The sequence below is a fragment of the Corynebacterium sp. MSK044 genome (assembly GCF_030232825.1).
GTDB lineage: Bacteria > Actinomycetota > Actinomycetes > Mycobacteriales > Mycobacteriaceae > Corynebacterium.
In genome coordinates this window covers 163,938-176,485 of the sequence record NZ_JASPJJ010000001.1, presented here as the reverse complement: position 1 = coordinate 176,485, position 12,548 = coordinate 163,938, and the positions used below count along the sequence as shown (strand labels likewise).

Here is a 12,548-nt window from a genome sequence, read left to right as displayed (position 1 = left end):
AAAGGTGTGATCCAGGCACGCTAGACTCCTAGGGGTGGATTACATCTCAACGCGTGATACGACGAAGACCCCGCAGAAGTTCACCGACATTCTGCTGTCCGGACTAGCCCCCGACGGCGGACTGTATGTGCCGGTTGCGTACCCGCGCATTACAGAGGAGAAACTGGCCGAGTGGCGCGAAGTCCTCGCCGACGGCGGCTACCCGGCCCTGGCCGCTGAGGTAGTCAAGCTCTTTGTTAGCGATATCCCGCCGGCGAAGGTTGAGGAGCTCACCGCCGCTGCTTACCGCACCCCGGTGTTTAGCACCGAAGAGATCGTCCCCGTCACCGCGCTCGAAGACGGCATCTACCTTGCGCACCTGTCCGAAGGCCCCACGGCTGCGTTCAAGGACATGGCCATGCAGTTGCTCGGCGAGCTCTTCGAGTTTGAGCTGGCGCGCCGGGAGGAAACCCTGAACATTTTGGGTGCTACCTCCGGCGATACTGGCTCGTCTGCGGAGTACGCCATGCGTGGCCGCGACAACATCAACGTGTTCATGCTCACCCCAGCTGGCCGCATGACCCCGTTCCAGCAGGCCCAGATGTTTGGTCTGGATGAGCCGAACATCTTCAACATCGCGCTCGATGGCGTTTTCGACGACTGCCAGGACGTAGTCAAGGAAGTCAACGCCGATGCGGCCTTCAAGTCCAAGCACCACATCGGTGCCGTGAACTCCATCAACTGGGCACGTTTGTTGGCGCAGACGATTTACTACATTTCCTCCTACATCAAGCTCACGTCGCCGCCAGCTCCGGGGCAGGAGCCGCAGCAGGTGTCCTTCTGCGTGCCCACCGGCAACTTCGGCGACATTTGCGCTGGCCATATTGCGAAGCAGATGGGACTGCCCATAGACAAGCTCATCGTGGCCACGAATGAGAATGACGTGCTCCATGAGTTCTTCAGCTCCGGGCAGTACCGTCCGCGTTCCTCCGCGGAAACACATGCAACGTCCTCGCCGTCGATGGATATTTCCCGCGCATCCAACTTTGAGCGCTTCATCTTTGATGTGCTGGACCGCGACGCAGCAAAGACCAAGGATCTCTTCGGTATGCAGGTCAAGGCCGGAGGCTTTGAGCTTAACGACGACGTGATGGCTGAGATTCGCAACACGTACGGCTTCCTATCCGGCCGTTCCACGCACGCCGATCGCATTGCGACGATCCGTGAGACCCACACCAACCAGTCCACCCTCATCGACCCGCACACCGCTGACGGTGTCTTCGTTGCCCGTGGCCTCAAGGATCAGGTGGACACCCCGATCGTGGTTTTGGAGACTGCGCTGCCGGTGAAGTTCTCCGAAACGATCGTCGAAGCAACTGGCCAGGAGCCGGACGTGCCGGAGCGTTTCGCTGGCATCATGGATGCGGACCGCCACGTGGTAGATATGCCCAATGACGCTGAAGCTGTCAAGGAGTACATTGCCAGCATCGACGGCAACGGTGGTACGGGTAACTAAGGAGCGACCATGGCACAGGAACAATTTGCTGGCCCCGAGCACTACGTAGAGTTCGACCCAGAGAAATTCATCCGCGACCTGAAGATCCAGAACGATCTGAAGGACGAGGATGAAGCAACCACGGATTCTTCTGAGTCCTAAGATCCTCCTTCATGCACTCACAGTTCCCGCCCGAGCAGTACCCGCTGCCCGATGATGAGTATCAACCCAGAAGGGGAGATGGTTCCACATTCTGGGCGGCCATGGTGGTCATTGTCAGCTTTGTTGTGGCTGCAGTGGTCTACCTGGGTGTGACCACATCGCAGTATCCGACGCTGACGGTGGAAGAGCGCCACGAGCGCGAAGGCGTACAAACACCGGGGGCACCCCCAGCTGATCCAGCTGGGGGAACAGTGATTCAGGTGCCTACCTTCGCACTGTGGGCGCCAGGCACCAAGATTCAGTCCACGGACCACTACCCACAAGCCGGGGAATCATTCGTTGCGCAGTCGTGTACCGTCGCATTCAGCTTCAGTGCTGCGGACGGCCGGAATTTTGCTGTGACCGCGGGACACTGTGGCCGTGAAGGAGATCTGGTGTGGCCCACCACCGCCGAGACGGCAGCTGATTACGCAGTCGAGGCCGGCCGTTTTATCTATTCCGGACTGTACAGCGAAGGCAATGATGGTGTTGACGTAGGCATCATTGAGATCACGGATCCCAACCGTTACATGGATCTGGTGGGCGCCCCGATCCCCACTGCCATCTATGGCGGTGCACTGTCGCGTGAGGATCCCATTTGTAAAACCGGTGGAACCACGGGATATACCTGCGGTGTGTTTGAAGATAGTGGCCGCGTGCAGCTCATCCGCACCGAAGCAGAAGGGGAGCGCGAAACCTACGGGGATATTGGTCACCTGTGTGCCTCACCCGGTGATTCGGGTGGTCCCGTGTTCCATGAGATCAATGGCCGCGCCACCATCATCGGTGTCGTCTCCGGCACTGAAGCGGAGCGAGCTGAAGAATCATGCGAGCTGCCTGATTCCCACATGAGGCTCATGTCTTATGCCAACTATGAGCAGGTTATGGCTGTGATCAATCGCGTTGTCCCCGATGCCCAATTCGAGGAACAAACCTGGTAACTACATCGCTGCCCTCGTGACGACGTAGACTCGGCCCCATGCCTATCCCAGAGTTCATCGTGGAAACCCGGAAGAAAATTGGAACGGATCTGATGTGGATCCCGGCTGTATCCGCCATTGTGCTGCGAGACTCAACCGATGACTCCCCGTGGGCTGTGCCCGAGGTGCTCCTTGTCCAACGCGCGGACAATGGCGCGTGGACCCCCGTCACAGGTATCTGCGATCCGGGGGAGGAGCCCCACGATGCTGCTGTGCGTGAGGTGCGCGAGGAAACCGGCTTGGACGTTACACCGGCTGCTTTGCTGGGCGCGGGCGCAATCGGGCCGATCGTTCACGCGAACGGTGACAATGCTTCCTACATGTCCGTGGCCATCCGCTTGGAGGCCACCGACCCGTCCGCGGTGCCTTTCGTGGCTGATGATGAATCGAGTGACGTTGGCTGGTTCTCCATCGCCCACATGCCGGTGACTGACCCGAAGTGGCGTCTTGTCATCGCTGATGCGATTGCACAACGTAAACACCCTGCTAATTTCACGCCGCGCATGGGGTTTGCCAAGCGCTCATGACCGTCCGCTTCGGCATCGACGTCAGCGAGCACCAAGACGGCATCAGCCTTGTGCGCGCCGCCGCTGAGGGCATCGAGTTCGCTATCGTGCGCACAACGGATGGCACCTATCGTGACCGCACGTATCGTTCGCATATCGACGACGCCTTGGCCGCCCCCATCTCCACCGAGGCTTACCACTATCTGCGCAATCCGAGTGAGGGCACATCTATCGCCGAGCAAGTCGCGGCGTCCGTGGATGTGATGGGTGGTGCCGGCAGCCCATGGGCGCGCCCAATCTGGTTGGACTGTGAAACACCAGCGGGTTTAAACCTTGGTCACATCCGTGAAGCACGCGATCGTTTTCACGCAGCCGGTATTGACGTGGCAGGCGTGTACACCTATCCCCGGTACTGGCGGTGGCGGATGTTTGGGGCTGACACTCGTGAATTCGGGGCATTATGGGTGGCCAGCTACGTCCACAACAAGGCAGGAATCCCCGCGGATATTTTTCCGGGGCTGGGGGAGTGGCCTGCGAACGTCGGCAAGCAAAAACCCGCCATGTGGCAGTTTGGTTCACAGGCCACGGTGGCGGGTTACGCGGTGGACATTAACGCCCAGTTGATCTAACGCCCCACTAGTACGCGTTCGGCCACCCCGGCTGCTGCGGTTGAACTGGCTGAGGCATGAAAGCATTCTGCGGCTTCTTGTTTGCAATCAGCACGTAAATGCTGAATCCCACAGCAACCAAGCAGAGGACGGTCCAGAGCCAGAAACCAGCGCTGAAGGAGATCGTCGCCATATCGGCGACCACAGGGTCAGCAACGGCAGAGAACCGGGATGCCGCCCCAAGAAGGAGCGCAAGGAACTGGACTGCGCCAGCAACAAGACCAAAAACAGCAGCGATCTTGACCTTGTTCAGAACGCCCATCACCACAGCGCCAACCAACAATGCGAGCACGCTCAACGTGATGAGCATGAAAACGATCTTCATAGTCTCGTAGTCACTACCAAGCTCAGAAGTGATTTCCTCATCGAAGGCTTCCGCGAACGAACCAACGCCATCGCCCTGCATGTTGAGTGTGCCCCACCAGTTGAACGTAGTCGTTACTGAGCCAAAACTGTCGAAGATATCGGAATCCTCACCGAGGAATTCATCAAGGAAAGGTACTTCTGCAGTCATGGCCTGAGCAAAACTTGAACCCGTGATCTTCACAGCGACGTAGGGCAGGAAGCTACTGATCAACGTCAGAATGAACAGTCCCACGTACACCCACGTCGGCCACGCCGGAAGCGCAAACTGCTTCTGCTGTGGCTGTCCCATCGGCGGATAGTACTGCTGTTGGGGTGGCTGCTGTTGATACTGCTGCTGGTGCGGTGGAACCGGAGCGCCCCAGTTATGTGCAGACGGTTGGGGTGCACCGTAATTCGGTTCAGGGGAGTTCGGGTACGTCATAATCGCCTTTCGCTGTGTATTCTCGCGGGGTGTAAAGCTCGGGAATACCGTAGCACCGGAAGGCTTGGAATATGCGCGGAGGGCAGAGGTGAAACCGCCCGAAGCGGGGTGCCTCTTACGTCGACAGGTCGACGTCGTCCCAATCCGCGTGCGGGTGGAACAGCCACGCTAGTGCGCGGTGCCATTCCAGAAGCGTGCTGGCGGTTGGCTCGTCGATAGTTGCTGGGCGCTCGGGATTCAGCTGCTCATCGACGGCGATCCAGCGCATCGAATGGACGAATTCGTACGTGTCGCACAACTCCGGCAAACCGATGAGCGCCGTCGCCTGCTCGTGAATGGCGGTCTCGCCGGTGTCCGCGACCCACGGAGCCAGTGAACTCGTATCACCTCGGACTTCCCCTTCAGGAAGTTCCACGATGCCCAGAGCGTGCGCGAGCATCTGTGCTGCTATGACTTGCCATGACAGCTGAGTTGCCAAGTAGCGTGCTTCATCGCCAGCGGGGGAGGCGGTATGCGGTGTCACACCGGAGTCGAGGAGCTCGATGAAGCGGTGTTCTGTCGGCGTCAGTGTTTCAAATGCGCCGGGCAGCACTCCACGAACCGCCTCCAGTGGTGGCTCCGAGCCGCTGGAGAAAAACCCGGCTACCTCGGAGACGGCAATCAGGGAGATGAATCGCTGCGCAACCTCCCGGGGATCAGGCACTACGGCTTCATATTCGCTGCGCACCGGCGGGTAGTGCGCGGGCAGCGATAGCCCAGTGTCCTGCGTGATTGTCGCGCGCACTCGCAACGCCCGCTCCCGTGCCGCCGGGTGGTATGGGACAGCACCTCCAGCGATGATGTCCTCGCCCTGCCCGTTGAGCACCGTGCCGTCGGGCATAAAGAATATCGAATTAGTCTGCACTGCCCAGCTCTCGAGGCCACGCAGGTCTTCGCGCTCAAAGACGTACTGCCGTTGTGTTTCCCCGATATGACGGATCAGCCCGAACATGCTCGGGGTCATCTCCTGTCCACCACGGTCCCATACGTACCCCGTGAAGCCGTCAACGTGCCCAGCCAGTTCCGGATCGTCCACACCACGCTGGTGGGAGTAGTCCCCCGGGACCTCATCACTAACGGTTGAATATGCGTTGATGTACATGCTCGGTGATTTTAAGTGAGGTGAAGCAATCCTGCTTTCCTTAGCGGACGAGTTGACGTAACCCCGAAGCGGGATGCCTAATGGTCAAATGGCATCAACGTCCCAACACTCCAACCCGAAAGGTCCCGGCGCGGCAGCGTTGCTGTCGGCCCCGTTGCTGTTCCTCGCCGTTATTGCGGTGGCGATCAACCTGCGCGCGGGTATTTCATCGGTGGGGCCAGTGTTGGAGGAAACGCTCGCCGCCTTCGGGGCAGGGGCGTCCCAGGCCGGACTGATCACCGCGATGCCGGGGTTCTTGTTCGCGCTAATGGGATTAGGTGCCGTGCCCGTGGCTATGCGCTTGGGGTTGACGCGGACTATCGCGCTGGGCACCGTACTCACATTCGTCGGGTTGGCGGTGCGCCCTTGGGTGGGAGCAATGGCGGTGTTCATCGCGCTCACCGGATTCGTCGTCGCGGGCATCGCGGTGGCCAACGTGCTGCTCCCCGCGTGGATCAAGCAGCATGGTGGGCGCCACATGGTGGCGTTGATGACGGCCTATGGTGCTCTGCTTGGCTTGTCCGGAGCCGTTGGCCCGTTGAGCGCGTTGGTGTTCACCGGCGACGGTGCCTGGCAGTGGGCGTTGGCCGTGTGGGCTGTTCCGGCGGTGGTGCAGGTTGTGGTGTGGCTGGTGGTCGTCGGCAAGCTTGGTAACGATGCACCCCGCAGCGATGCAGCTACCGCCGACGATGACGCGACCCTCAACGTGCCCATGTGGCGCTCGCCGACGGCGCTGTTCCTGTTGGTCTTCTTCGGCTTGCAGTCGATGAACGCGTACGTGCAAATGGGCTGGCTGCCACAGATCTACCGCGACAGTGGCTTATCCGCGACAACCGGCACGATCGCGCTGGCTTTGGTCGGTGGCCTCAACGTGATCGGCGGGCTGGTGATGCCCATGCTCATCGCACGCGCCCGTACACTCACCCCGTTCGTCGTGGTCTTCGCCACCGCCACCGCGGCCGGATATCTGGGACTTCTGCTGAGCGGCGATAAGCTCCCTCTTCTGTGGGCTTTCCTGTTGGGTATCGGTGGGTTCTGTTTCCCCACCGCTATCGCCCTGATCCCAGCACGCAGCCGTACGGGTACCTGCTGGCGGGCACAGGGCCAGTCGTGGTCGGGGCAGCCTACGGCGCGACGGGGCAGTGGCGGGAGATCCTCATCGCGCTCGTTGCCAGCGCCGTGCTCATGGGCGCGATCGGGGTACGTGCGGCCGCGCCGGTGAGCATCGATGATGAGCTGGCTGCTGCTAGGTGAGGGCACTTTCGGACAACTCTTTGACCAAGGCGAACCCAGCCTATCTCGATGCCCTCTCCCACGAAACCCCTATCTGTTTTCCCACGGGACTGTCAGCTCGCTCGTCTAGTACATCCTTCCCCAGCGTTGGAAGAGCTAGAGGGAGCTTTGAAAATCGTTGATCTTCTCGCCGATTTTGAGAAACTGCTCCGTTTGAAAGTTCAGTGCCTCGCGCAGGACTTCGGTCGAGGCTTCCTCGCGGTAGTTGAGGATGGTGAGTGACGCCCCGGCTAAGGCCAGCGCAGATTTCTGGGCGAAGTAGAGCGAGTCTAGTTCCAGCACAGTTGGGTTCGCATCGGCTGCGGATAGTTGAAACAGAGCTTTCCATGCGTTGTAGTGGGCGTAAACGCTCAGCATGTCGTAGAAATCTTCTCCGATCAGTTCACCCGATGTTTCTCTCACGATGTCAGAAATTGTTTCTTTGTCGTGTTTTAGTTCTGGAATGAAGTGTTTTCGCGTATAGCGCTCCACTATCCGGTTCAGCCCCGAATACAAACCTTCCAGGTCTTTTTGCTTATGGGCTCCGTCAATTTTCATGCCGACGCGGAGTGCTCTGACGGCACGGACTGTTCTGACTTCGGGTTCTTCGTCTCGGGTGATGAACAGCAACAACGCGCAGTATTCCACACCGCTGCGAGCTAAGGGGGCGACGATGGCTGGAGAAGTGAACGAGTCCGTCATCAGACGGCCTACGGTGTGAATGTGTGCTCCAGCAACTTGAAGGATGCTTCCGGCTATTTCATCCGGCAGGCGAGCCACGTTGTCAATCGCTTTATCCAATTTCGCGTTGACCTGATTGGCTAAGTCTAACCCCCACGAGGGCTGCGATCTTCCTATTTCGTTGGCGATATTCGCGAGTCCAGTGCAAAGATTGAACATCTCATTCTTGAACTCGCCTATGCGTGGGTCCAAGTTGCTTTCATCGTGGGTCGTCATCATAGAGTGTGTCAGGAAGTTTGTGTGTGAGGCTCTGTTTTAGAGGTCGAGTCGGGTAAACATATTAGGTCTATTTTCGAAAAGCTACCTACGCTGAGGTACATGTTTACCGCACTGCACCGAGCTGTCGGCGTACCCGCCGGCCCGATTACGGATGAGATGGTTACCCAAGCCGTCACGGAAAGCGTCCCGGAGTCCGAGTCGCTAGACTTTAAACGTTCGCTGCCACCAAAAGAGACGCTGGTCCAGTCGGATGTTAAGAAGGACTTGGCCGCCATGGCCAACTACGGAGGTGGGGTACTCGTCTACGGCGTGACAGACAATAACAGTCATGCGGGTAGCCGCCTAGATGTCGGCGAGATCGATGACAACTACATTCAGGCGTACCAGCGTGTTGCCTACAACCATGTCACACCACCGTTGCACAACGTTGAGCTCATTCCCCTCGGTTCGGATGACGGTCCGAGAGCTCTAGTAGTCGTAGTCCCAGCAAGCCCGCAAGTGCCTCACATGCTCATTGACAAGGACAAGAAGTTTCAGGTTCCGGTTCGCCACGGAGCGGACACCGGCTGGCTTCCCGAGTCGGAAATCGCCCGTCTCTACCAACAGCGATTTGCCACATCCCGCGAGCAGCGCCAGATGCTGCTGGACCTCTATGGACGTACCAGCGACTTGACCGCATCAAATGGTTACTGGGCTGTTGCCGTCGCGCGGCCAACCACGGAAACCGTGCCGGTGCCTATGGAAAACCAGGACGTAAGCCAGTTCGTCAACCGGCTTGTGAATCAGCGGGACAATCTGTGGGGGTACAGGCGCCCTGAGACGCCGCTCGGGGCGTATTTCAGTAACGTTTACCCACGTCGAGGGTTTCGTAGCTGGCGCTACGTCCTACTAGCTGACGAGACGAACCGTCCCGAGTCGTACCTAGGCTTCCATGACGACGGCTCGGTGTCCGCTTTGGCGAACCTTCCGGTTACAGAGGAAAACGGAACGGCGGTTGCTGCATTCTTCATCGAAGCGTTTGTGGCCGACTTCATGCTCGCCGCGCGCGGAATGAGTAAACGAAGTGGTAGCGGCGTGTACGACTTGAGACTCGGGATTGAGTGGGAAGGTAGCGAGCCGCTTCGTCTACACAGGCAGCATGAGTTCGCTACTTTCGACCCGCTGCCCGTGTCGAGGTTCGTTCCGGTCGACGCGACGGTCGATTTCTCGGATGACGATGTCTTCTTCGACCATGTGGAGGCGATTGGTCAGGACTGCCTCAACCAGGCCGGCATTGTCTCGCTCAATGTCATCCCGCGTGGAAGCGAGCACTTTGCCCAGGTTCTGGAGTGGTTCCCAGACCAGCCCAGTTCCGAGGAATAACTAGTCAGCTAACACTCGCATCTAGTGGGTTTGCCACTGCTCCTCGAACTAGCCGTGCAATTCCGAGAGCTTTGGGGCGAGTTTGCTAGGCGTTGTACAAAGCCACGAGCGGGACCCTCCAGTCTTCGTGGTCCTCGTGTATGAGGGGTTTGTCGCTATTTATCCAAGCGGTCCAAAGCACCGGGAAGTCTTCGAATCGGTGAGTGTGCAACCCATTGAGGTCGAGGTACAAAGTGTCCGGGTGCCTTTCGTTGTGGCTGCGCACTTCCTCTTTGGTTCGCAGCCACGCCAATTCGGCCCCGTCTCGAATCATGCCGCGAATTTCCGTGGCGGCTATATTGAGCCGACCATTCGTAGACCAAACGAGCTCCTCAGCAGCCTCCATAAAACCGATAAAGAACCTGTCCGTGGGCAGTGCGGTAGCGATTGTCTGGCCTTCGTTTTCCATGACCCAACAGCCGTCTTCTCGCTGCTCAGCGATAATCGCCCGCGGGTGAACATTACCTTGGTGGTAGTAGATGTCGCGCATGGCCCGGCAGTATAGACCAAGTTGGACGGCGGTCAGTTCCGCCCAACTCGGCAATCACTCTTACAACTTCGGCATCCGCTCCGTCACCGAACCGGCAACCAAGTCGGCCCACGAGTCAGAAGATGCAATGTCGTCCTCGTAGGCAATGAGGTAGCCCCAGGTCTGGTCCTCGTACTCCGGCATGCCCACGAGTTGGCGCACCACACGCTCCGCGGCTGCGCGCTTGGCCTGGACACGTTCGTCGTCTCGGCCGCGGTTTTCCTTGGCTTCGACAATCCAGTGAGTGCCCTCCTTGTCGAAAACGACGAAATCGGGCACGTACGAGTTGTGCGGGGTATAAGCCACCCTTGCACCTTCGTGAGCGTAGATACGTTTCCACCACACGACATTCGGGTCAAGGTCGAACAAAGCCGCCAGGCGGTATTCACCGGTAAACGAGTCGAAGCGGGCCGCCTCGAACAACCCCTTTTTCCAGGTGCCGTAGAACTCGGCGTCGCTAAAGCCTGCCTTACTCGCGCTCTTCGCTTGCCGGTCAAGCAGTTGCAGCACCTTCTTGTCGAGCTCCAAAACGAACGAGTCGTCAATGGGCAAAGTAACCGGGTGGATAGTCACCGTCGTTCCGGTCTGGGCGTGCGCCTTTTTGGACTCTTCGACCACGAGTTCTCGAAGGTGCCGGGCCGCAGACTCCTTGGCTTTCTCCGTCCATTGGTCAATCTTGGTCGCATCCATAAAGGCCGGCACAATACGGCGCTTGAGTTGGCTGGTGTTTTCTGCCGTCGCGGCAACCGCGCCGGAACCCATGACGCGGCGGATAAGTTCCGCTGCCACCTGGGAAGACGTCTGTTTGAAACTCGGCACGGCGAAGCGCTCATCGTTGTCGAGCTCAATAGCGTTGCCCTCTTCTGCGACACCAATCTTGGTGCGGGCCAAGTATTCGTCGGTGTCGGTGACTTTGCGTGCTTGCTCGACAACGGCGGCGTTGGTGACGTCGACCAGTTCAAACTGCTTCTTCGTCTTCGTCATGGTCGACGACGGGAAGTCAAAGGTGGTGCCAGCAAACTTCTTGTTGATGTGGACAACGACCGGTGTGAAAACCTCGACGCCCTTGGTCACGTCGTCTTCGTCGGTTAGTGCTCGTGTGCCCACGGTGCGGCCGGCCGTGGTGTCAGGCACGCCGGGTGAGGTGAGCGCGTCCTCGCTAGGTTTGATCGTGGTGGTGGAAGTCTCGTCGGTAGTAGCGGTGGTGCCTGCCTCAGTGCCAGTGCCAACTTGCGGCGGGTTGGAAGTACCAGGTGGGGTAATGATCTCTTTGCTGCCTCCGTCTCGAACCGCGTCCTGGATACCGAACTGTTTGAGAACGTTTTCGCTCTCCAAGAGCTTGACAAAGGACTCGTGCGACAGGATGTCTAGTTCGTCAATGGCAGAAACGCCCGTGAGTGCCCCGAATGGCAAGCGCAAACCTCGGCCCATGACCTGCTGGGTCAGTACCTCCGAGCCCATTGTGCGAAGCGTACACATCACCGCGATGCGCTTGGTGTCCCAGCCTTCACGCAGTTTGTTGACCGAGACGATGACCCGAACCGGGGAGTTGTCCGTGTCGAGGTAGCGCAAAAACGACTGGGTGGTGGCATCGTTGTGCTCGTTGTCTACCTGGAGCACTGCAAGCGGGTCACCGACGAAACCGGGGCCACGAAGCCTTTCGGCAACTTCCGTTGAATGAGGCACGCCGGAGCAGACGACGAACAGCAACGGCTTAGTCTGCTTTCCGTTCGGGTGGGCCGCCCGGTAGTTCGCGTACGCCTCCTCTTTGATAGCCAGAAGCGATAGCGCGTCTTGGAGTTGACGGTCTTCTGAGTCGTAGCCCGATTCACGGTAGACCAGCACCGGCTGTTTGACGTAGCCGTCCTGGATAGCACGCCACAGCGGGTAGCGGTAGACAATAGCGTCGCCCTCGTCTGGCGAGGCTGTTAGCCCTACGGTTACAACCGGTTTAAGAGCGGTCAGGGACTTGCGGAACGTCTTTGCAGTGGAGCCGAACAGGTGGGACTCGTCGGCAATAATGACCAAGTCCTCGGTGTCGATAAGCCTCTGCGCTAAGGCTCCGGACTCCTCTTGGAACTTCCAGGTCCTACGGCGCGCTGCTTCCTCGCCCGTGGCGACGTTCTTTCCTCCTTCCTTTGGGGGAAAGAGCTGGTGGACGTTGAAGACATAGAGCGTTGAGGCACCCTCGCCGACAAACAAGTCGGCGGCCGCGTAATTGACGCGCACGTTCGACACGTCATCCGGAGTGACAAGCCGAGGCGGAATATCGAAGCCGCCAATGTAGCGGTGCGAGCCCTTTGAGAAGTCGAGCACGGTCTTGTCCTGCACCACCTTCGTCGGGGTGACCACCATGACATTGGGGTGGCCTTGGCGGCGCAGGTACTCGGTAAACGCGGCCATGACGTAGGTCTTGCCAGCGCCGGTGGCGAGGTTGAGCACCAGCGGCTCCAACGCGTTGTAATCGCCGTTCTCGATTCGTTTCACCAATGCGGTGAGCGCTTCGGTATTCGGGGCGCGGAGGTCGAACTTTGACGTGAGTTCTGCAACCAAGTTTTCATCGTATGAGAGGTTGAGTTTCTGTGACATG

The 12,548-nt window shown here is 58.9% G+C and carries 12 protein-coding genes; 7 read left to right on the top strand and 5 right to left on the bottom strand.

Features of this window, described 5'->3' with window-relative positions:
• Positions 1 to 34: 34 nt before the first annotated feature.
• The 5 genes from thrC to QP994_RS00785 are packed head-to-tail and all read left to right on the top strand — an operon-like array spanning position 35 to position 3,790.
• Entirely contained in the window at positions 35 to 1,495 is a 1,461-nt protein-coding gene (thrC, locus tag QP994_RS00805) for a threonine synthase (protein ID WP_284854453.1), read from the top strand.
• 9 nt (positions 1,496 to 1,504) lie between these two features.
• The gene (locus tag QP994_RS00800; RefSeq protein WP_269544977.1) at positions 1,505 to 1,636 is read left to right on the top strand and encodes a hypothetical protein; all 132 of its coding nucleotides are present in this window, start codon (positions 1,505 to 1,507) and stop codon (positions 1,634 to 1,636) included.
• 11 nt (positions 1,637 to 1,647) lie between these two features.
• Positions 1,648 to 2,616, top strand: a complete 969-nt coding sequence (locus QP994_RS00795; protein WP_284865026.1) for a trypsin-like serine protease — start codon at positions 1,648 to 1,650, stop codon at positions 2,614 to 2,616.
• A 38-nt stretch (positions 2,617 to 2,654) separates the two neighbouring features.
• Positions 2,655 to 3,182, top strand: coding sequence for an NUDIX hydrolase (locus QP994_RS00790; RefSeq protein ID WP_284854455.1), 528 nt, complete (start codon positions 2,655 to 2,657; stop codon positions 3,180 to 3,182).
• Positions 3,179 to 3,790: a glycoside hydrolase family 25 protein gene (locus QP994_RS00785; RefSeq protein WP_284865025.1), complete on the top strand. Its 612-nt coding sequence runs from the start codon at positions 3,179 to 3,181 to the stop codon at positions 3,788 to 3,790. Before QP994_RS00790 ends, QP994_RS00785 begins: the two co-directional genes overlap by 4 nt.
• Before the next feature lie 7 nt (positions 3,791 to 3,797).
• Here the strand turns inward: QP994_RS00785 and QP994_RS00780 are convergent, their stop codons facing one another.
• Both QP994_RS00780 and QP994_RS00775 read right to left on the bottom strand, forming a co-directional pair.
• Positions 3,798 to 4,616, bottom strand: a complete 819-nt coding sequence (locus QP994_RS00780; RefSeq protein ID WP_284865024.1) for a hypothetical protein — start codon at positions 4,614 to 4,616, stop codon at positions 3,798 to 3,800.
• 115 nt (positions 4,617 to 4,731) lie between these two features.
• Positions 4,732 to 5,757, bottom strand: a complete 1,026-nt coding sequence (locus QP994_RS00775) for a DUF4272 domain-containing protein (RefSeq protein ID WP_284865023.1) — start codon at positions 5,755 to 5,757, stop codon at positions 4,732 to 4,734.
• An 88-nt stretch (positions 5,758 to 5,845) separates the two neighbouring features.
• Between QP994_RS00775 and QP994_RS00770 the strand changes: the two genes are divergently transcribed.
• A complete protein-coding gene (locus tag QP994_RS00770; protein ID WP_502869982.1) occupies positions 5,846 to 7,018 on the top strand; it encodes an MFS transporter in 1,173 nt (390 codons plus the stop codon).
• A gap of 167 nt (positions 7,019 to 7,185) precedes the next feature.
• Here QP994_RS00770 and QP994_RS00765 read toward each other — a convergent pair whose 3' ends face one another.
• Positions 7,186 to 8,025, bottom strand: a complete 840-nt coding sequence (locus QP994_RS00765; RefSeq protein ID WP_284865022.1) for a hypothetical protein — start codon at positions 8,023 to 8,025, stop codon at positions 7,186 to 7,188.
• A 102-nt stretch (positions 8,026 to 8,127) separates the two neighbouring features.
• Here QP994_RS00765 and QP994_RS00760 point away from each other — a divergent pair, with 102 nt between their 5' ends.
• A complete protein-coding gene (locus tag QP994_RS00760; protein WP_284865021.1) occupies positions 8,128 to 9,390 on the top strand; it encodes an AlbA family DNA-binding domain-containing protein in 1,263 nt (420 codons plus the stop codon).
• A gap of 85 nt (positions 9,391 to 9,475) precedes the next feature.
• Here the strand turns inward: QP994_RS00760 and QP994_RS00755 are convergent, their stop codons facing one another.
• A complete protein-coding gene (locus QP994_RS00755) occupies positions 9,476 to 9,919 on the bottom strand; it encodes a hypothetical protein (RefSeq protein WP_284865020.1) in 444 nt (147 codons plus the stop codon).
• A 60-nt stretch (positions 9,920 to 9,979) separates the two neighbouring features.
• Entirely contained in the window at positions 9,980 to 12,547 is a 2,568-nt protein-coding gene (locus QP994_RS00750) for a DEAD/DEAH box helicase (protein ID WP_284865019.1), read from the bottom strand.
• Position 12,548 lies beyond the last annotated feature (1 nt).